The organism is Arenimonas sp. (assembly GCF_035721105.1).
GTDB lineage: Bacteria > Pseudomonadota > Gammaproteobacteria > Xanthomonadales > Xanthomonadaceae > Arenimonas.
This window is the reverse complement of the sequence record NZ_DASTNG010000066.1, coordinates 1-20,093: the sequence shown is the minus strand read 5'-3', so window position 1 is coordinate 20,093 and position 20,093 is coordinate 1. Positions and strand designations below refer to the sequence as shown.

General features: G+C 71.0%; 16 protein-coding genes and 1 other RNA gene. 8 read left to right on the top strand and 9 right to left on the bottom strand.

What is annotated here, in order from left to right:
* Window positions 1–2: 2 nt before the first annotated feature.
* Together VFQ84_RS10870 and VFQ84_RS10865 are read left to right on the top strand one after the other, a co-directional pair.
* Window positions 3–1,361, top strand: a complete 1,359-nt coding sequence (locus VFQ84_RS10870) for an NAD-dependent succinate-semialdehyde dehydrogenase (RefSeq protein ID WP_325131650.1) — start codon at window positions 3–5, stop codon at window positions 1,359–1,361.
* Between the two features lie 89 nt (window positions 1,362–1,450).
* On the top strand, window positions 1,451–1,957 hold the full coding sequence (locus VFQ84_RS10865; RefSeq protein ID WP_325131649.1) for a hypothetical protein: 507 nt from the start codon (window positions 1,451–1,453) through the stop codon (window positions 1,955–1,957).
* A gap of 34 nt (window positions 1,958–1,991) precedes the next feature.
* On the opposite strand, the gene VFQ84_RS10860 is transcribed toward VFQ84_RS10865, so the two are convergent.
* The 7 genes from VFQ84_RS10860 to smpB form a co-directional block, all read right to left on the bottom strand.
* Window positions 1,992–5,729: an EAL domain-containing protein gene (locus VFQ84_RS10860; RefSeq protein ID WP_325131648.1), complete on the bottom strand. Its 3,738-nt coding sequence runs from the start codon at window positions 5,727–5,729 to the stop codon at window positions 1,992–1,994.
* Window positions 5,730–5,731: 2 nt separating this feature from the next.
* The gene (locus VFQ84_RS10855; protein ID WP_325131647.1) at window positions 5,732–8,521 is read right to left on the bottom strand and encodes a CHASE domain-containing protein; all 2,790 of its coding nucleotides are present in this window, start codon (window positions 8,519–8,521) and stop codon (window positions 5,732–5,734) included.
* Window positions 8,522–8,657: 136 nt separating this feature from the next.
* Window positions 8,658–9,009: a transfer-messenger RNA gene (gene ssrA, locus VFQ84_RS10850) on the bottom strand.
* 95 nt (window positions 9,010–9,104) lie between these two features.
* Window positions 9,105–10,130, bottom strand: coding sequence for a hypothetical protein (locus VFQ84_RS10845; RefSeq protein WP_325131646.1), 1,026 nt, complete (start codon window positions 10,128–10,130; stop codon window positions 9,105–9,107).
* A gap of 10 nt (window positions 10,131–10,140) precedes the next feature.
* On the bottom strand, window positions 10,141–12,366 hold the full coding sequence (locus VFQ84_RS10840; protein WP_325131645.1) for an FAD-binding protein: 2,226 nt from the start codon (window positions 12,364–12,366) through the stop codon (window positions 10,141–10,143).
* A 2-nt stretch (window positions 12,367–12,368) separates the two neighbouring features.
* The gene (locus tag VFQ84_RS10835) at window positions 12,369–12,734 is read right to left on the bottom strand and encodes a DUF805 domain-containing protein (RefSeq protein ID WP_325131644.1); all 366 of its coding nucleotides are present in this window, start codon (window positions 12,732–12,734) and stop codon (window positions 12,369–12,371) included.
* Window positions 12,735–12,743: 9 nt separating this feature from the next.
* Complete coding sequence (gene smpB / locus VFQ84_RS10830; protein ID WP_325131643.1) at window positions 12,744–13,256, bottom strand: SsrA-binding protein SmpB; 513 nt, start codon at window positions 13,254–13,256, stop codon at window positions 12,744–12,746.
* A 69-nt stretch (window positions 13,257–13,325) separates the two neighbouring features.
* Here smpB and VFQ84_RS10825 point away from each other — a divergent pair, with 69 nt between their 5' ends.
* Together VFQ84_RS10825 and VFQ84_RS10820 are read left to right on the top strand one after the other, a co-directional pair.
* Window positions 13,326–13,751, top strand: a complete 426-nt coding sequence (locus VFQ84_RS10825; RefSeq protein WP_325131642.1) for a type II toxin-antitoxin system RatA family toxin — start codon at window positions 13,326–13,328, stop codon at window positions 13,749–13,751.
* Entirely contained in the window at window positions 13,748–14,044 is a 297-nt protein-coding gene (locus tag VFQ84_RS10820; RefSeq protein WP_325131641.1) for an RnfH family protein, read from the top strand. The genes VFQ84_RS10825 and VFQ84_RS10820 overlap by 4 nt, the downstream gene beginning before the upstream one ends.
* A 67-nt stretch (window positions 14,045–14,111) precedes the next feature.
* Here the strand turns inward: VFQ84_RS10820 and VFQ84_RS10815 are convergent, their stop codons facing one another.
* Window positions 14,112–14,513 (bottom strand): outer membrane protein assembly factor BamE, encoded by a 402-nt coding sequence (locus VFQ84_RS10815; RefSeq protein WP_325131640.1) that lies wholly within the window; start codon window positions 14,511–14,513, stop codon window positions 14,112–14,114.
* 102 nt (window positions 14,514–14,615) lie between these two features.
* Here VFQ84_RS10815 and fur point away from each other — a divergent pair, with 102 nt between their 5' ends.
* Window positions 14,616–15,023 carry a ferric iron uptake transcriptional regulator gene (gene fur, locus VFQ84_RS10810; RefSeq protein WP_034211001.1) on the top strand — a complete coding sequence of 136 codons (408 nt, stop codon included), beginning with the start codon at window positions 14,616–14,618 and terminating at the stop codon, window positions 15,021–15,023.
* Window positions 15,024–15,180: 157 nt separating this feature from the next.
* On the opposite strand, the gene recN is transcribed toward fur, so the two are convergent.
* Window positions 15,181–16,854, bottom strand: a complete 1,674-nt coding sequence (recN, locus tag VFQ84_RS10805) for a DNA repair protein RecN (RefSeq protein ID WP_325131639.1) — start codon at window positions 16,852–16,854, stop codon at window positions 15,181–15,183.
* A 131-nt stretch (window positions 16,855–16,985) separates the two neighbouring features.
* Between recN and hrcA the strand changes: the two genes are divergently transcribed.
* The 3 genes from hrcA to dnaK form a co-directional block, all read left to right on the top strand.
* The gene (gene hrcA, locus VFQ84_RS10800; protein WP_325131638.1) at window positions 16,986–18,029 is read left to right on the top strand and encodes a heat-inducible transcriptional repressor HrcA; all 1,044 of its coding nucleotides are present in this window, start codon (window positions 16,986–16,988) and stop codon (window positions 18,027–18,029) included.
* Window positions 18,030–18,074: 45 nt separating this feature from the next.
* The gene (gene grpE, locus VFQ84_RS10795) at window positions 18,075–18,578 is read left to right on the top strand and encodes a nucleotide exchange factor GrpE (RefSeq protein ID WP_325131637.1); all 504 of its coding nucleotides are present in this window, start codon (window positions 18,075–18,077) and stop codon (window positions 18,576–18,578) included.
* Window positions 18,579–18,674: 96 nt separating this feature from the next.
* On the top strand, window positions 18,675–20,093 hold a 1,419-nt coding region (gene dnaK, locus VFQ84_RS10790), incomplete at its 3' end, for a molecular chaperone DnaK (protein WP_325131636.1).

Here is a 20,093-nt window from a genome sequence, read left to right as displayed (position 1 = left end):
CCATGAGCGTCGACAACCGCGACCCCTGGACCGGCGAGATCCGCCGGCACCCCAAGCACACGGCCGCGGAGGTCGAACGCATCCTGGCCCTGGCCGACAAGGCCGCGCCCGGCTGGGCGCGGCTGGGCGTGGCCCGCCGCAGCGACGGCCTGCGCCGCGTCGCGGCCACGCTGCGTGCGCGCCAGGCGGCCATCGCCAGCGTGATGACGGCCGAGATGGGCAAGCTGCGCCGCGAAGCGCTGGTCGAGATCGAGAAGTCGGCCGCCGCCTGCGAGTACTACGCCGACCACGCCGCGCGCTACCTCGAGGACGCCAGCGTGCGCACCGAGGCGCGCCGCAGCTTCGTCAGCTACGAGCCGATCGGCCCGGTGCTGGCGATCATGCCGTGGAATTTTCCGGTCTGGCAGGTGTTCCGGTTCCTGGCGCCGTGCCTGATGGCCGGCAACGTCGCCCTGCTCAAGCACGCCACCAACGTCCCCGAATGCGCCGACGTCATCAAGGCGGTGCTGGACGAGGCCGGCCTGCCCGGCGGCGTGTTCGGCGTGCTGCACATCGACAACGAGCAGGCCGCCGGCGTCATCGCCGACCCGCGGGTGAAGGCGGTCAGCCTGACCGGCAGCGAGCGCGCCGGGCGCTCGGTCGCCGCCACCGCCGGCCAGCACCTCAAGAAGTGCGTGCTGGAGCTGGGCGGCAGCGATCCCTTCGTGGTGCTGGCCGACGCCGACCTGGACAAGGCGGTGGCCGCGGCGGTGCAGTCGCGCTTCGGCAATGCCGGGCAGACCTGCATCGCGGCCAAGCGCTTCATCGTGGTGGCGGCGATCGCCGATGAGTTCGTGCGCCGTTTCACCGAGGCCAGCGCCCGGCTGGCCCTGGGCGATCCCAACGACCCGGACACCGGCCTGGCGCCGATGGCCCGCGCCGACCTGCGTGACGAACTGCACAAGCAGGTCGAGGCCAGCATCGCCGCCGGCGCCCGGCCGCTGCTGGGCTGCCAGCCCGGGGCAGGGGAGACGCAGTACCCGGCGTCCATCCTCGACCAGGTCCGGCCCGGCATGCCGGCCTATGACCAGGAGCTGTTCGGCCCGGTCGCCAGCGTGCTGCGCGCCGCCGACGAGGCCGAGGCGATCGCGATGGCCAACGACACCGCCTTCGGCCTGGGCGCCAGCGTCTGGACCCAGGACCGCGACCGCGGCGAGGCCGCGGCCCGCAAGATCGTCGCCGGCGCCTGCTTCGTGAACGCCATCGTCCGCAGCGACGTGCGGCTGCCCTTCGGCGGCACCAAGGCCTCGGGCTTCGGCCGCGAGCTGGCCGGGCACGGCATCCACGAGTTCACCAACATCAAGACGATCTACGTCGACTGAGGCGCCGGCGCGCCGGCGTGAAAACCGGCTAGACTGCGCGCACCGGCGTGGTCCGTGGGGGCGGCCTGCCAGATCACCGGAGAATCGGCTTGGACAAGAAGGCGTCGCGGCATTCGGCCGCAGCAATCCTGGCGCTGGCGCTCTGCGCCGGCTCGATCAACGTGCAGGCGCAGGCGGGATCCCCCGACGACCTCGCCCGGGTGCAGGCGCAGCTGCAGGAAGCGGCCCAGGCCGTGTCCGCGGCGCGCGAGGCGCTGGCCCGCGGCCAGGCCCAGCTGGCGGCCGCCCGCGCCAACCTCGAGGCCGCCGAAACGGCGCGCGCCGAGGCCGAACAGAAGCTGGCCCGCACCGAAGCCCAGGCCGCCCGCGGCCGCCTCACCCGCAACCAGGTGGACCGGGACCGCAAGCTGGCCGAATCGGCCTCCGCGGCCGTCAACGCCGTGCGCGGCGAGATCCAGGCCGCCGAAGCCGACATCACCGCCAGCCAGGACACCCTGATGGCCGCCAAGGCCGCGGTCGACGCCGCCAGCGCCAGCGCCGCCGCCTACCTGGGCGATGCGCCGGCCGAATCGAGCGAGCCCGCCGCCGCGGAGTGAGGCCCGCGCCGGGCGCCGCCCGCGCGCCCGGGCATCAGCCCGGACCGGCCGGATGCGGTTCCCGCCGGGTCCGGGTGAATTCCACGAAGGCCGCCGGCTCCAGCGGGCGGCTGTAGAAATACCCCTGGATCTCGTCGCAGCCGCGCGCGCGCAGCAGCGCCAGCTGCTCGGCCGTTTCCACGCCCTCGGCGATCGTGGCCATGCCCAGGCTGTGGGCCATCTGCACGATCGCGCTGACGATGGCCTGGTCGTCCTGGCGGCCAGACAGTTCGCGCACGAAGGACTGGTCGATCTTGAGCTTGTCCACCGGGAAGCGCTTGAGGTAGCTCATCGACGAATAGCCGGTGCCGAAGTCGTCGATCGACAGCAGGAAGCCGGCCTCGTGCAGCGCCTGCATGGTCACGCGGGCGCCCTCGGGGTCGCGCAGCGCCACCGCCTCGGTGAGCTCCAGCTCGATCGCCGACGTGGCGATGCCGGCCTCGCGGGCGATGTTCGACACGGTCTCGAGCAGGCCGGGCTGGGCGAACTGCGCGGCGGCCAGGTTCACCGCCACGGTCAGGCCGTCCAGGCCCTGCGCCTGCCATTCGCGCAGCTGGGCGGCCGCGGTGCGCAGCACCCATTCGCCAATGGCCACGATCAGGCCGTTGGCCTCGGCCAGCGGCACGAATTCGCCCGGCGAGACGTCGCCCCATTGCGGGCTGCGCCAGCGCAGCAGGGCTTCGGCGCCGATCAGCCGGCCGCTGCCCAGCGAATACTGGGGCTGGTAGACCAGGCGCAGCTCGCCGCGGGCGATCGCCTGCTTGAGCGCGGTGGTCAGCGCCAGCGTGCGCGCACTGTGCTCCTGCATGGCGGGCGCGAAGAAGCGGTAGCCGTTGCGGCCTTCCTGCTTCATCCGGTACATCGCCGCCTCGGCGCAGGCGCCCAGGGCCGCGACGTTGCCGCCGTCGCCCGGGAACATGGCGATGCCGATCGAGCCGCTGATGATCAGCTCCTCGCGGCCCAGCGAAATCGGCAGCTGCAGGTCCTGCAGCAGCTGCCGGGCCAGCGCCGCGGCCTGGTCCTGGCCGGCGCCGGGCAGCAGGATGGTGAAGTCGTCACCCGACTGGCGCGAGGCCAGGTCCTGGTCGCCCAGGTGCGTGCGCAGGCGGTTGGCCATTTCGCGCAGCAGCAGGTCGCCCACGTCGTGGCCCAGCGTGTCGTTGACCGACTTGAAGTTGTCCAGGTCCAGCCAGAGCAGGGCGGCGCTGCCGCCGGACTTGCCGGCGGCGCCCAGCACCTCGTGGAAGCGCTGCTCGAAGTGGCTGCGGTTGGGCAGGCCGGTGAGCTGGTCGAAGTTGGAGAGCTGCTGGATCCGTTCTGCCGCGGCGCGGCGCGCGGTCACGTCTTCCTTGTGGGACATGAAGCCCACCACTTCGCCACGGACGTCGCGGATCGGGAAGATATGCGCCGCTTCGTGGTAGTCCACGCCATCCTTGCGCCGGTTGATGAACTCGCCCTGCCAGGGCTCGCCGCGCGCCAGGTGCGCCCACAGCGCGTGGTAGGTGGCGGCCGGCGTGCGGCCCGACTTCAGGAAGCGCGGGTTCTTGCCCAGCACCTCGGCGGCCTCGTAGCCGCTGATCGCGGTGAAGGCCGGATTGACGTACTCGATGCGGCCCTTGGTGTCGGTGATCACGATCGCCGACGGGCTCTGGGACACCGCCGAGGACAGGCGGCGGATCGCCGACTCCTGCCGCAGCCGCTCGGTGACGTCGCGGGCCGACAGGTAGGCCTGCTCGCCGCGCCGGCGCGCGCCCCACTCGATGTCGCGGTAGGTGCCGTCGCGCGAGAGGTAGCGGTTGGCGAACTCCACGCGGTCCTGGCCCGCCTGCAGCGCCCCGAGCGCCGCGAGCGTGGCGTCACGGTCGTCGGGATGCACGAAGTCGAGCAGCCGGCGGCCGGCGAGCCGCCCCGAGGGATAGCCCAGCAGCTGTTCCCAGGCCGGGTTCACGCGCACGAACTCGCCGCGCGCGTCGGCGATGCAGTACAGGTCGAGGTCGGAGGCGAAGAAATAGTCCATCTCCTCCTGTTTCTCGCGCAGCAGGTGCTCCTGCCGGAGCCGCGAGGTGACGTGCCAGAGCGCGTCGCCCACCAGCTGCAGGGATTCGAGCTCGCGCGCGCCGTAGTCGCCGTCCTTGTTGGCGACCAGCAGCAGCATCCGGCACAGGCGGCCCTCGAGCACCGGGACGGCCAGGGTGTGCCGCAGCGCCGGCAGTTCGCCGGGCAGGCCGGTCGCGTCGATCGGTGTCTCGGCTTGCGTGCGCACCACCGGGCGGTGCTGGCGCAGCGCGTCGGCCCAGTCGCCGGCGCGGGCCAGCGGGAAGGACGCGGCGCGGTCGCCGGCGACCGGTGCGGCGACGCCCTCGGCGACCTGGGCGGCCAGCTGCAGGGTGCCGGCGCCCTCATCCACCAGGTAGAGCAGGGCCAGCGGACTGCCGGTGAGCTGCCCGGCCACCGTCGCCCCGTGCGCCAGGTAGCCCGCCTCGTCCAGCGACGCGGCCTGGGCCGGGAACGCCAGCAGGGCCTTGTTGAGACGGGCCTCGTGCGCGATGGCCGCCTCCGTCTCCACCAGCTCGGTGACGTCGCGCGACAGCACCAGGAAGCTGGCCCGGCCGGGATCGGCGTGCTGCTTGCGGGCGATCGACAGCTCGAACTGGCGCCGGCCGGTGGGCACCTCGAGCGCGATGCGGGTGCCCACGCTGCGTCCGGTGCGACCTGCTTCCGCCAGCGCAGCCAGGCAGGCTTCGGCGGCAGCGGCGGGCATCACCTCGCGCAGGTTGCGGCCGGCCAGGTTCGCTGCCGGCGCCAGCAGGCGCTCTTCGCCATTGGCGTGGACGTCGAGGTAGTTGCCGTCGACGTCCATTTCGAACAACAGGTCGGGCAGGGTGTCGAGCGTGGCGCCGAGGTTGGCCCGGGACGTGGCCAGCTCGGCGTAGGGCGTGCGCACGGCCTCGACGAACAGCGCCCGGTAAAGGAACAGGTAGGCCACCACCTTGAAGACATGCCCGGCCAGCGCGTAGCCGTCGTTGATGGCGCCATAGCTGGCGAAGAAGTAGCCGCTCATGGCGCTCGCACCGGCCGCGCCCAGCAGGCCCGCCGAATTGCGTAGCCGCGGCTTTCGCAACTCCAGGACCAGCAGCACCACCGCCACTACGTTGGCCAGCACCAGCGCGTACTCGACGCCCAGCTTGGCGGTGGTCAGGCCCCGGCCGACTTCGAGCAGGACGGGCAATCGGTCCAGGCGCAGCAGCACCAGCGCGTGGCCCAGCACCACCACCGCCAACACCAGCGACAGCACGCCGGCCCGCGGCATCGCGGGGCGGCCCCGGTCGGGCAGCACGACGGCCAGCAGGATCGCCAGCGCCGCGAGGCTGCGCGCGAACAGCCAGAAATAAAGCGTCTTGTCGTGCGTGTTCTCGCCCAGGTAGGGCGGCATGCCGGTCAGCGTCATCGCATGCGAGAGATCGAACAGCGCCACGCCCAGGAACAGGCCGCCGGTCCAGAGCGTGCGGCGCGACGGGCGCAGGGACTGCGTGCTCCAGCCGAGCGCGAAGATCATCGCCGACACCGCCACGGCGAACATCTCCAGCGCGGTGTGCATCGGCAGGTAATGGACCAGGGATACGCCCGGCTCGACCAGGGGCAGGGCGCTGACGGCCAGCAGCACCAGCAGCAGCACCGACAGCGTGGCGAGGCTGGCGCCGGCTTCCGGGCGGTGGCTCGGGTGGATGCCCATGCCTAGGCGCCTGCCGCCGGCCGGCGCTCGGCCGGCTCCTCGAGCAGGCCCAGCACGGGGGCCTGTTCACCGTCGGTGGCCAGCGTCGCGTTGACGCCGATCCGGACGCGGCTGCCGTCCGGCCGCGGCGCGCTGAACTCGGCCTTCGCCGCCCGCACGCGGCCGCCGGTCAGGTCGGCCAGCACCCGGCCAATGCTGTCGCGGTGCTCGGGATCGGCGAGGTCATCGAGACGACGCCCGATCAATCCATCCGGGCCCGGCAGGCCCAGGATCTCGCCGGCGCGCAGGTTGGCGTAGCGGATCACGCCGTCCTGCATGATGAAGGCCCCGACGCGGGACTGCTCGACCAGCAGCCGGAAGCGGTCGGCGGCCTCGTTCTGCTGCCGGCGGAATGTCCTGGCTTCGGACTCGATGCCCAGTTTCTCGACGGCGAAGTTGACGTTCGAACCGATCTGCTCGACCAGCTGGCGGAGGTTGGCATCGCCCCAGCCGGTCTCGGTGGAGAACAGGCTGAGCACGGCGAAGGCCTCGCGCCCGCGCCGCAGGGGCAGGAACGCGGCCGAGCGCCAGCCGCGATGGGTCGCGGCCTCGCGCCAGGCCCCGGGGGGCAGGTCGGCCATCAGTTCGTCCACCCAGACCGGTCGCAGCTCGCGCGCCGCGGTGCCGAACGGGCCGCGGCCGGCCGGTTCGCCCGGGTCGGCCGAGGCCGGCAGCGCCGCGGCCTCGGCGGCCCCTTCGCCGCGGGCATGTCCGGACCGCACCGCGCCGGTGGCCGGGTCGAGCAGCCCGACCCAGGCGGTGTCGATGCCGCCGTGGCGCACCAGGACGTCGCAGACGCGCTCGAGCAGCTCGGGCTCGCTGGCGCAGTGCACGATCGCCCAGTTGCATTCGCTGAGCGCGGCGTACAGCCGGTTGAGCTGTTCGATCTGCCGCCGGGCCTGGTTGCGCGCGGTGATGTCGGTGGCGACGCCGTGGATGCCGGTGACGCGGCCCTCGGCGTCGCGCACCGGCTCGCCGCGGGCCAGCATCCAGCCGTGGCTGCCGTCGGCGCGAATCATCTCGAGCTCCAGTTCATAGGGCGTGCCGTCCGCGAGCAGCCGCTCGACCGCCGCCGACAGCGCGGCGTGGCTTTCCCTGCTGAAAAATCGGTGGTGGGTGTCGAAGGGCGGGGCTTTCCCCCCGGGATCGGGCGGCAGCCCGAGCATGTGGAACAGCTGCGGCGTCCAGGTGACCCGGCCACTGTCGCGTTCGAGCGTCCAGCTGGCGAACTCGGCGATCCGCTGGGCTTCCTCGAGTTCGGCCTGGCTGTGCCGGAGCGAGGCCTCGAGGGCCTTGCTGGCGCTGATGTCGGCGTCGGTGCCGATCATGCGCCGGGGCTTGCCGCCGGCGTCGCGGTCCACCACCATGCCGCGGCCCAGCACCCACACGTAGTGCCCGTCCTTGTGGCGCAGGCGGTGCTCACAGGAATAGAGCGTGGTCCGGCCGGCCAGGTAGTCGTTGGCCGCCGCCAGGGTGCGCTCGCGGTCCTCCGGATGGATACGCCCGGACCACGCCTCCAGGCCGTCGCCGAAGTCGTCATCGGCATGGCCGAGCATCTGCTTGAAGCGGCTGGAGTACCACACGGTGTCGTCCGCGAGGTTCCAGTCCCAGAGGCCGCTGCCGGAGCCTTCGAGCGCAAAGCGCCAGCGGAACTCGCTTTCCTCGAGCTGCTTCTCGCGACGCAGCACGGCCTCGGTGAGGGTGTGGGCCAGCTGCAGGCCGTGTTCGCGCGTGCGCGACAGCGAAACCAGCAGCCCGTAAAGCAGCCCGGTGAGCAGCAGCCCACCGAGGGCCGTGAGCCAGGCCGGCAGGTAGCTGATGCCGGGTGCCGCCGCGCTGCGGCTGAATTCCAGCCGCCAGGGGCGGCCGTGGAAGCGCAGCGTCCGGCGGGCGGCCAGGGCGGCGTCGCTGGCCGCCGGCGCAGTGGCCAGGCCTTCCTCTGCCGCGCTGTCGAACAGCAGGCTGGCCGGATCGATCGATTCGCCGTCGTAGATGCGCAGGTGCAGGTAGCGGCCGTCCTCGCTTTGCCAGCCCTGCAGCAAACCGGCCATCAGGTCGTTCATGCGATAGGGGCTGTAGGCCCAGCCGAGCAGGGCGTCGCGCCGCTGTTCCGGCGTATCGGTGGGGCGCGACGGGTCATAGACCGCCACGTACATCAGGGTGCCGGGCTGGACCTGGGCCTCGGTTTCCTGCACCAGCACCACCTTGCCCGACAGCGCGGCCTCGCCGGTGTCGCGGGCCTGGACCATGGCCGCCCGGCGCACCGGTTCGGAGTACATGTCGTAGCCGAAGGCGCGCAGGTTGCGGTCGCGGAATGGCTCGAGGTACAGGATCGACGTGTACAACTCGCGCGGCCCCTCGGGCCGCACGCGGTAGTCGGGGAATCCCTCGGCGCGCACCGCGGCCTCGTGCGCCGCCAGTTGGTCGGGCGCGATCGCGCGGGCGAAGCCGATGCCCTGGACGCCCGGGACCAGCGCGCTGGCCTGGAACTCCTCGACGAAGCGCCGCCAGTCCTCCCGGGACACGTCGTTGCTTCCCGCGAACAGGCCCGCGCCGCCACGCAGGATCATCTCGTAGGCGCGCAGGCGTTCGCCGATCTTGATGGACACCTGCTCGGCCGCGAAGCCCATCTGGGCCCGGGCATCACGCTCGATGTCGCGCTTGACCTGCCAGGCGCCGAGGGCGGTGGCGACCAGCCCGATCCCCAAGGCCAACCGGGCGATCACTGCGGCGCTGCGCGGGCCCTGGGGCATGTGGGGTGGTTCATTGGGCGGATAGCGGCAAGGTACCACCTTCCAGGCGCCACGCCATGCGCCAGATCAAATTCCTGCCGGGTCCGGCGGCCGCCGCAAACGACAACGCCGCCCGGGTGGGCGGCGTTGTCGTGTTTGGTGGAGGTGGGGGGAGTTGAACCCCCGTCCGAGAGCACGCCATCTCCGGTACTACATGCTTAGCGCGTTGTTGATTCTCGTACGACGGCAACACAACGTGCGAGGCACACCGTCGTCCACACCCGCTAAGTTCACTACCGGTTGGCGGGTCGCCGCCGGCAGCTGTTCCGTGATAATGACCCTACATCCACGAGCACGGGCACAAGTGGGTTCGGGGCTTACGCCTTAAGCGGCGAGAGCGTAGTTGTCGTCGTTGGCAACTAAGTTTTGCAGCTGGATTAACGAGGAAAGCTACCCCCTCGGCATGCACCAGTCGACTTTGCAACCCCCGTCGAAGCCAGGACACCCCCGGAAACGTTGGGAACACATCGATCAACCGATGCCCGAAGTATGGGGCCACTCCCCGGCGGCCACAAGGCGGAAGCTGAATGCTTCGCCGCCGGCCTCAGTAGTCGTAGACGTGTTCCAGGACCAGCGGCGGGGAGGCCGCGCGTTCCAGCAGCGGTCCGAGCTCGGCCACGGGCACGGCCACCGCGATCCGGTGCTGCGCGGGCCGGGTCAGCACCGGCTGGCGGAACAGCAGGGCATGCGGCCAGGCGGCGTCGGGCTGCCAGTCCGCCGGCGCCAGCGCGGTGACCAGGATTGCGTCGCGGTTGCCTGCGATCTCGATGAAGCGGCCGCCGTCGCGCGCCAGCGCCAGCGCCGCCGGCGTGAAGGGCTGGTAACGCGGGAGCGCCAGCAGTTGGCCGTCCGGGTGGTGCCCGACCCGGCGAACGTCCGGGGGCAGCGGCGCGTCGTCCGCCAGTCCGGCCACCAGGGCGAGCGTCTCGGGCTTGGGCTTGTCGAAGCTGGAGGCGGCGCCCCAGCCGATGAGCCGGGCATAGATCGCCTTGGCGGCGAACTCGGTGGTCAGGAAATAACGGCGCTCGAGCTTGCGCAGCATGTCCGGGCCGGTCCAGGGCGTGTCGGTCCACAGCTGGCGCAGGCGATGCCCGTAGTCGTACTCGTACCAGGGCTGGCGATCGAGGAAATCGACGTAGTCGCGCGCCACCTCGGCGGCCAGCCGGTCCTCGGCGGTCGGTCCGGCGCCGCGCGTGGCCTCGGTCACCCGGCCGATGGTGAGTTCATAGGCCGACTTGATCCCGTATTCGATCGACGTGCTGACGCCGATGACGCCGATCATGGTGTGGTACTCGCCATTGAACGCGTAGGCCTCCGCGGTGCGCGCGGCCAGCGCGCGGTAGGCCTGCCAGAACTGCACCAGGTGGCCGAAGTAGGGGAACTCGCTGGGTGGCCGGTCCTCGGCCAGGTAGTCGGCGTATTCGTCCGGGCTGTAGACCAGGAACCATTCCGGGTAGGTCAGGAAGGTCTGGTCCTCGCCGCGGCGATCGGCCTCGGGGGTCGCCGGCCCGGCGGCGTGCGCGAGGCCGCAGCACAGCGCCAGCAGCAGGGTCCATCCGAAGGCGCGCATGGCGTTCTCCTCAGTCCTTGGTGAAGGCGAGCAGGGTGTTGATCGACGGGTCGTTGTCCTGCAGCAGCCGCTGGCCGCTGTCACGCAGTCCATGCGCCGCCAGCAGGTCGATCCAGCGCTGCAGCGGCGCGAAGTAGCGCAGCTCGTCGCGGTTGACCCGCCAGTCGACGCCCAGGCCGGCGTTGAAGACCGTGTGCGCCAGCGCCACGAACTTGTCCATCGCCGGCGTGGCCACGTCGTGGTCGCGCAGCAGGAACACGCCGCCGGGCCGCAGCATGCGCGCGATCGAAGCCACGAACTCGTCCAGGGTGTCCGGCGGGCAGTGGTGCAGGCCGATGTAGCAGCTCACCAGGTCCACGCTGGCATCGGCCACCACGTGCGCGGGAATGGCGCGGTAGTCCATCGGGTGGAAACGGCCGGCCTGGCGCAGCTGGCCGCGCTCGACCAGGTCGACCGGCCCGTTGCCCGGCGCCACGTCGTTGACGATCACCACGTCGCCGGACAGCTCGAGCGCCCTGCGCAGGCTGCGGACATAGCGGCCGGTGGTGCCGATCTCGACATAACCATCGAAGCGCCGGCGCTCGCCGAGGATGCGCAGGGTCTGCTGCACCATTTCGCGCTTCTGCTTGGCCAGCGACGGCAGCGCGAAGCGCAGGTCGGCCAGGAAGGGCTTGATGCCCGGCAGCTGGTGCTGCAGCTGGCGGTAGATCGCTTCGTCGCCCGGGTGGTCGGCGCAGGCCTGGCGGATCAGGGTGTGGAAGCGGTCCTCCGGATAGAGGCGGTAGACGTTCTGCAGGAAGCGATAGAAGGCATCCTGGCTTCCGGTCTCGCCGTAGACGGCGTGGAATTCGCTGTCGGTGGCCACGGCCTGCGCCGGCGGCGGCAGGACGGTCGGCGCGTAGTACTTGTCCCACAGCACGTTCCGGAACCGGAAGCCGGGGTCCACCCGCTGCTTGAGCGCGAAGAACTCGCGTGCCCGGGGGTAGGCGCGATGGAACTGGTCGTCGGTGGCGTGGGCCTGGTAGGGCAGGTAGTGGCAGCCGCCGCATGCGATCGCGGCTTCCACGAGTTCACGCGTCCACACCGCGACGCGGTCGCGGGCGTTGGCGCGCACCCGCTGCTTGTAATAGAGCACGAAGGCGAAGCACTCCTCGCGCGCCCAGGACAGCAGCGTGCCGGGGTCGGCCACCGCATGCCGCACCGAGACGTTGAGCATGTTGACCCGGTGCCGGCGGAGGATCTCGCCCATCCTCGCGGTGAATTCGTCGAACCGGTCGATCGGGACGAAGTACTCCTGCAGCACGTAGGTGGTGAACAGCCGCGACGCCGGCTCGAGCTCGGCGACGTCGTAGCCGGCCTCGAAATTGCGCCAGCAGACCTTGCGCCCGGCGAACAGCAGCGGATCGACCAGGTACTCGCGCCGCCACTTCCCGAACGGTGATTCCGTGACGGCCCAGAGGAAATACTTCTGCAGCGGGTAGCTCGGCTGCGGCGGCATCAGGCGGCGAGGCTCGGTGGCTTCGTCCTCGGTCTGGCGCCAGGTGACCGCGCGCAGCCGGCGGTATTCCGGCGGATACAGGTCTGCGTTGTGGAAGATCGCCTGGCGGTCGCTGCGTACCTGGGCCCGGAAAAAGGCCAGGTAGTCGGCCGCCGGCATCTTGCGGCAGACCCGCTCCATGCGCACGTTGTCGGCGAGGTCGAGCTCGGCCTCGACGATGATGCCGATGCCGCCGTAGCCGCCGATGGCGGCATGGAACAGCTCGCTGTTCTCGCCCCGGCTGGCCTCCACGCGCTCGCCGTCGGCCAGGACCAGGGTGATGGCGCGCACCGACAGCACCACCGGGCCAAGGCCCATGTAGCGGCCATGCGCATTCACGCTGAGCGAGCCGCCGACGGTGAAGTTGGCGTAGCTCTGCATCGTCTTGACCGACAGCCCGTGCGGATCGATGAAGGCCTGGATGTCGCACCAGCGGATGCCGGCCTGGACGCGGATGCGCTTTTCCATCGGCCAGAAGGCCACGATCCGGTTCATCGCCCGCATGTCCACGTGCAGGCTGCCGGGGCTGGCGACCTGGCCCCCCATGCTGAAGCGTCCGCCACCGATCGAGACCGGGCCGCTGGCGCGGCGCACGGCGTCCTGCACCTCGGCCACGGTCTCGGGCCTGGCCACGGCCCAGACCGGCACCGGATTGAGCCCGGTGACGTCATTGATCAGCAGGGGATTGGACTCGGCCATGTTCAGGGCACCCGGTGGTAATCGTGGCGCCTGCCTTCGATCGGCGCGCCGAAGCGGTTGGTTTCGCGCCGGCCGCCGCGCAGCAGCAGTTCCACCGCCACCCACAGCGGCCCCAGGAGCGGGACCAGCAGGCACAGCAGCCAGGCGCCCGATCGCCCCAGGTCGTGGTAGCGGCGCACGCCCAGCCGCAGGGCCAGCCAGAACGCCGGCGGATAAACCAGCCAGGTCGCCGTCCGCCCCAGGGTGGCCTCGAGGGCCAGGAAGGCCAGTGCGAATCCGAGCGCGAGCAGCAGCGACTGCCACCAGAACGCCCCGCGGCCCAGGCGGCCGCGCAGCGAGAGCAGGGCACGCCAGTCCGGCCTCGGCATCGGCAGCCCTCAGGCGTCCTTGTTGTGCTTGCGCATCACGCGCTGCTTGTCGCGCTGCCAGTCGCGGTCCTTGCTGGCCTGGCGCTTGTCGTGGGCCTGCTTGCCCTTGGCCAGGGCCAGCTCCAGCTTCACCTTGTTGCCCTTCCAGTACACGGCGGTCGGGATGAGGGTGTAGCCCTCGCGCTCGATGTAGCCGATCAGCTTGTCGATCTCGTGCCGGTGCATCAGCAGCTTGCGGGTGCGGCGGTCGTCGGCGACGACGTGGGTGGAGGCCTGGCTGAGCGGGGTGATCTGCGACCCGAACAGGAAGATCTCGCCGCCCTTGACCAGCGCGTAGGCGTCGCCCATGTTCATGCGGCCGGCGCGGATCGACTTGAGCTCCCAGCCCTGCAGGGCGATGCCCGCCTCGTAGCGGTCCTCGAGGTGGTAATCGTGGCGCGCGCTGCGGTTCAGGGCGATCGTCTTGGGGGCGCCCGCCTTGTCCTTGCCGCTTCCGGTATTCTTGGCGTTGTTCTTCGACATGTTCCTTCCTTGGCGGGCATTGTCGCCCATCGCGGGCCGGCTGGGGGAGGGCACAGCACCCGAGGCCCGATGACGAGCATCCACCGACACGCCCTGGTCCGCCACTCGGCCCTGCGCATGTACACCCTGGTCAACGACGTGGCCAGCTATCCCGAGCGCTTCGCCTGGTGCGAGGGCTCCGAGGTCTTCGAGTCCAGCGACCGCCACATGCTGGCGAGACTGGACCTCACCGTGGCCGGGCTGCGCACCAGCTTCAGCACCCGCAACACGCTCGAGCCGCCGAACCGGATCGAGCTGCAGCTGGTCGAGGGCCCGTTCCGCAAGTTCACCGGCCTGTGGCAGTTCCACAGCCTGGCCGAGGATGCCTGCAAGGTGTCGCTGACCCTGGACTTCGACGTCGCCGGCGCGGTGCTGGGCACGGCCCTGGCCCTCGGCTTCCAGGGCCTGGCCGACAAGATGGTCGACGACTTCTGCCGCGAGGCCGACCGGGCGTGAGCGCTGCGGCGACGCTGCGGATCGAGGTGGTGTACGCGCTGGTGGACCGCTGCTGGCGGGTGCCGGTGTCGCTGGCGGCGGGGGCGCGGGTGGCCGACGCGCTGGCGGCCGCGGACCTGCCGGCGAAGGTGCCGGGGCTGGCGGTGGATCCGTCGATGCTGGCCATCTTCGGCCGCACGGCCACGCTGGCGTCGGCGCTGCACGACGGCGATCGGGTCGAGGTGCTGCGGCCGCTGGTCGCCGATCCCAAGCAGGCGCGGCGCGAACGGGCGAAGTCGGCGGGAAAGGCCTGAGCGGCGCGCGCGGGGCGCGTCGGACGGCGGGGTGGACGCACCGGGCGCCGAGGCGCCCGGTGGGAAATCAGTTGCCCTGCGGACGCGGCTGGCGCGGCTTGTCCTTGTCGCGGGCGAGGTTGCCGAAGCGGCGCATCTCGATGGCCAGGGCCTGGTCGGCCTCCGGGAAATACTCGCCTTCCCAGCGGGCGAGGGTCTCGCCTTCGAACCACAGGGTCAGGTTCTTGATCTCGGTGTCGCCGCGGCGACGGCGCTCGGTGGCGACGTAGTCCCAGCGATCCTGGTGGAACGGGTCGGCGACCGGCGGCGAGCCGAGCAGGCTGAAGACCTGCTGGCGGGTCATGCCGGCCTTCAGCTGCTCGACGTTCTTGGACTCGAGCAGGTTGCCCTGGAACACGGGCTGCCGGTAGATGAGTCCACAGCCGGTGAAGAACAGGGTGAAGACGAGGAGCGTCAAGGCCTTGCGCATTGCGTGCTGATCCGGATCGGTGACCGGCCGATGATACACTAAGCCCCGCGGCCGCCAGCCGGCCGCCGTGCACATCGCGACGGACAGCATTCAGGAGATCCCATGGAATCGACGGACCTGCGCAAGGCCGGCCTCAAGGTCACGCACCCCCGAATCCGCATCCTCGACGTGCTGGAGACCTCCAGCCCGCGCCACCTGACGGCCGAGGACATCTATCGCCAGCTGCTCGAGAACGGCGACGACATCGGCCTGGCCACGGTGTACCGGGTGCTGACCCAGTTCGAGGCGGCGGGCCTGGTGCTCAAGCACAACTTCGAGGGCGGCCAGGCCGTCTACGAACTCGACCGCGGCCAGCACCACGACCACATGGTCGACGTCGACACCGGCAAGATCATCGAGTTCACCAGCCCGGAGATCGAACGCCTCCAGCACGAGATCGCCGCCAAGCATGGCTACGTGATCGAAGAGCACGCCCTGGTGCTGTATGTCCGCGCCAAGAAAAAGAAGTAGTTTTTAGCCACGGATGAACACGGATAACCACGGATAAAAGCCAGTGGATCGCTGGCTGTTCCGGGTTTGTGCGTGGTGCGCGCGACTGGCGAACCCCGGCCAAAATTCGCTTTCGCTTTATCCGTGTCTTTCCGTGTCCATCCGTGGCTGAACCGCTCTAGCCCTGCTGGGCGCGGGAAAGCATCTGGCGGGCGTTGGCGCGGACTTCCTTGGTGATTTCGACGCCGCCCAGCATGCGGGCGAGCTCTTCCACGCGGGCCTTGTCGTCCAGCGGCAGCACGGCGCTGTGGGTGGCGTCGCCGGCGACGGCCTTGCTGACCTGGAAATGATGGTGGCCCTGGGCCGCGACCTGGGGCAGGTGGGTCACGCACAGCACCTGGCGCTCGGCGCCCAGGGCCCGCAGCTTCTGGCCCACCACCTCGGCCACGGCGCCGCCGATGCCGGTGTCGACCTCGTCGAAGACCATCGTCGGCACGGCGTCCAGGCCCAGGGCCGCGACCTCGATGGCCAGGCTGATGCGCGCCAGCTCGCCGCCCGAGGCGACCTTGCGCAGCGGCCGCGGCGGCTGGCCCGGGTTGGCCGAGACCATGAATTCGCAGCGCTCGGCGCCCGACGGGGTGGGACGGGTGCTGTCCAGCGGCTCCAGGGCGACGCTGAACACGCCGCCGCCCATGCCCAGTTCGGCCATCAGCGCGGCGACGCTGGCGCCCAGGCGCTGCCCGGCGCCGGCGCGGGCCTGGCCCAGCCGGGTCGCCGCGGCCTGCCAGGCCTGCGACGCCGTGGCCAGGGCCCGGGCCAGGCGCTCGCCCCGTTCGGTGGCGCCGGCCAGGTCGTCCAGCTCGGCCTGCAGCGCGTCGCGGCGTGCGGCCAGGCCGTCGAAGGGGACGCGGTGCTTGCGGGCCAGCTCGTGCAGGCGGGACAGGCGGTCCTCGAGCTGCTGCAGGCGGGCGGGGTCGAGGTCGAAGTCGTCGCGGATGCGTTCGAGCCCGGCGCCGGCCTCGGCCAGCTGGATCCCGGCCGACTCGAGCAGCGACACCACCTCGGCCAGGCGCGGTTCGTCGGCGCTCAGGCGGCCCAGTTCGGCGCCCACCTGGTGCAGGGCGCGGCCCAGCGACAGGCCGTCGTCGCCGGCCAGCCGCGCCAGCGCCGATTCGCAGCCCTGCAGCAGGCCGGCGGCGTTGGCCTGGCGGCGGTGCGCGGCCTGCAGTTCGTCCAGCTCGGCCGGGTCGAGGTTTTCCCCGGCCAGCTCGTCGACCTGGTGCTGCAGCCAGGCCACGCGCTCGCCGACGTCGCCGGCGCGGGCCAGTTCACCCAGCTCGCGGTCCAGGGCGGCCCAGTCGCGGGCCAGCCGGCCGACCTCGGCCAGCAGGGATTCGTGCTGGCCGAAGGCATCGAGCAGGGCCAACTGCTGGCCGCGGTCGAGCAGGGCCTGGTGTTCGTGCTGGCCGTGGATCTCGACCAGGCGCCCGCCCAGCTCGGACAGCTGGCCCAGGGTCGCCGGCCGGCCGTTGATCCAGGCGCGGGAGCCGCCGTCGGCGCGGATGACCCGGCGCAGCTGGCAGGCGTCGCCCTCGTCGAGCTCGTTATCGCGCAGCCAGTCGCGCGCGGCGGGCGCGTCGTCGAGCCGGAACTCGGCCGCCAGTTCGGCGCGTTCGGCGCCGAAGCGGACGATGCCGGCATCGGCGCGGGCGCCGGTGAGCCACATCAGGGCGTCGACCAGCAGCGACTTGCCGGCGCCGGTTTCCCCGGAAACAACGGTCATGCCGGGCCCGAAGGCCAGTTCGGCGGCGCTGACGACGGCAAAATCCTTGAGCGTGAGATGGCTGATCATGGGCCGGGCGATTTTGCCTGAATCCGCGCAGGTTTAGCTGCCCCCGTCGCCGGGTCCAGCAGTGGACCGCCCGGCGTGGGGTAGGCAACGGGCGGCTTGCGCCGCCGCCCGCCGGGCCTTATCTATGGCGGATGGACCTGAGCCTCGACCCCCGCGCCCGCCGCCTGCTGCGCACCCTGATCTCCCAGCACATCCGCGACGGGGAACCGGTGGGCTCGCGCACGCTGGCGCGCAGCTCGGGCCTGGACGTCAGCCCCGCCACCATCCGCAACATCATGGCCGACCTCGAGGAAATCGGCCTGGTGGCCGCGCCGCACGCCTCCGCCGGCCGCATCCCGACCGCGCAGGGCTACCGCGTGTTCGTCGACAGCCTGCTGCAGGTCAAGCCCGTGCAGGAGGCCGAGGTCAGCCAGATGCGCGCCAACCTGGCGGCCGGCGCCGGCACCCAGGCCCTGCTGTCGAACACCAGCGAGCTGCTGTCGGCGATGAGCCAGTTCGTCGGCGTGGTCACCGTGCCGCAGCGCGGCCAGTTCGCCTTCCGCCACATCGACTTCGTGGCGCTGGACGCCCAGCGCGTGCTGGTGATCCTGGTCTTCACCGACAACGAGGTGCAGAACCGCATCATCACCCCGCGCCGGGCCTACACCCCGTCCGAGCTCGAGCAGACCGCCAATTTCCTCAACGCCCACTTCGCCGGCCGCAGCCTGCACGAGATCCGCGCCACCCTGCTGCGCGACCTGCGCGACACCCGCAGCGAGATGGAGCGGCTGCTGTCGGCCGCGGTCGAACTGTCCGAGCAGGCCCTGGGCGAGCCCGGCCAGGACGACATGCTGCTGGCGGGCCAGACCCGGCTGATGGGGGTCCAGGAGTTGTCCGACCTCGACCGCCTGCGCGAGCTGTTCGAGGCCTTTGCCCGCAAGCGCGAGATCCTGCAGCTGCTCGAGCGCACCATCCACGCCCAGGGCGTGCGCGTCTTCATCGGCGAGGAAACCGGCCTGGCCCCGCTGGACGGCTGCACGGTGGTCACCGCGCCCTATGGCGCCAACGGCCGGGTCCTGGGCGTGCTGGGCGTCATCGGCCCCACCCGCATGGCCTACGAGCGGGTGATCCCGATGGTGCAGGCCACCGCCGACCTGCTCGGGGCCGCCTTGAATCCCGAAACCCCGGCCCCATAAGGCTGGGCGAGCCCGCGGGCCGCGCGGGGAAGCCAGTGGAAAACCATGCATAACGAGAACCCGACCCCGGGCGCGGAAGCGCCCGAAGACGACTACGGCCTGGACAACGAGCTCGAGCAGCTGCGCGCCGCCATGGCCAGCCTCCGCGAGGAAGCCCTGCGCGAGCGCGCCGAGCTCGACAACCAGCGCAAGCGCCTGGCCCGCGACGTCGACCAGGCCCGCCGCTTCGCCAACGAGAAGCTGCTCTCGCAGCTGCTGCCCGTGCTCGACAGCCTCGACGCCGGCCTGGCCGCGGCGGGCGCCGAGACCGGCCCGCTCAAGGACGGCCTGGAGCTGACCCTGCGCCAGCTGCTGAAGGTGGGCGAGGACAACGGCCTGGCCCAGCTCGACCCGCTCGGCCAGGCCTTCGACCCCGAGTGGCACCAGGCCATCAGCCAGATCGCCTCGCCCGGCCATGCCGCCGGCACCGTCGTGCAGGTGTTCCAGAAGGGCTATGCCCTCAACGATCGCCTGCTGCGCCCGGCCCTGGTGGTCGTGGCCGCTGAATGACGCCGTGACGGCCACTTGAAGGCCCGACCCGCAACCCCACCTTAGAACCATCCGCGGCCCACGCCGCAGTCACCAAGAAAATTACGGAGCATCCACATGGGCAAGATCATCGGCATCGACCTGGGCACCACCAACAGCTGCGTGTCGGTCATGGAAGGCGGCGTGGCCAAGGTCATCGAGAATTCCGAGGGCGACCGCACCACGCCCTCGATCGTCGCGTTCACCAAGGACGGCGAAGTGATCGTCGGCGCCTCGGCCAAGCGCCAGGCCGTCACCAACCCCAAGAACACCTTCTACGCCGTCAAGCGCCTGATCGGCCGCAAGTTCACCGACGCCGAGGTCAAGAAGGACCTCGACCTGGTGCCCTACGGCATCCTGGCCCACGACAATGGCGACGCCTGGGTCAACACCGCCGACGGCAAGAAGATGGCGCCGCAGGAAATCTCGGCCAAGGTGCTCGAGAAGATGAAGAAGACCGCCGAGGCCTACCTGGGCGAGACGGTCTCCGAGGCGGTCATCACCGTGCCGGCCTACTTCAACGACAGCCAGCGCCAGGCCACCAAGGACGCCGGCCGCATCGCCGGCCTCGACGTCAAGCGCATCATCAACGAGCCGACCGCGGCCGCGCTGGCCTACGGCATGGACAAGAAGGGCGGCGACCGCAAGATCGCGGTCTACGACCTGGGCGGCGGCACCTTCGACGTCTCGATCATCGAGATCGCCGAGATCGACGGCGAGAAGCAGTTCGAAGTGCTGGCCACCAACGGCGACACCTTCCTGGGCGGCGAAGACTTCGACGCCCGCGTCATCGACTACCTGGTCGAGGAGTTCAACAAGGAGCAGGGCATCGACCTGCGCAAGGACCCGCTGGCCCTGCAGCGCCTGAAGGACGCCGCCGAGCGCGCCAAGATCGAGCTCTCGTCGAACCAGCAGACCGAAGTGAACCTGCCGTACGTCACCGCCGACGCCTCGGGCCCGAAGCACCTGAACATCAAGCTGACCCGGGCCAAGCTCGAGGCGCTGGTGGACGACCTGGTGAAGAAGACCATCGAGCCCTGCCGCGTCGCGCTCAATGACGCCGGCCTGCGCGCCAGCGACATCAGCGACGTGATCCTGGTCGGCGGCCAGACCCGCATGCCCAAGGTCAAGGCCGCGGTGGCCGAGTTCTTCGGCAAGGACCCGCGCCAGGACGTGAACCCGGACGAGGCCGTCGCCATCGGCGCCGCGATCCAGGGCGGCGTGCTCGCCGGCACCGTGAAGGACGTGCTGCTGCTCGACGTGACCCCGCTGTCGCTGGGCATCGAGACCATGGGCGGCGTGATGACCAAGCTCATCGAGGCCAACACCACCATCCCCACCAAGAAGAGCGAGACCTTCAGCACGGCCAGCGACAGCCAGCCGAGCGTGGAGATCCATGTCCTGCAGGGTGAACGCCCGATGGCCGCCGGCAACCGCACCATCGGCCGCTTCCACCTCGATGGCCTGCCCCCCGCTCCCCGCGGCGTGCCCCAGATC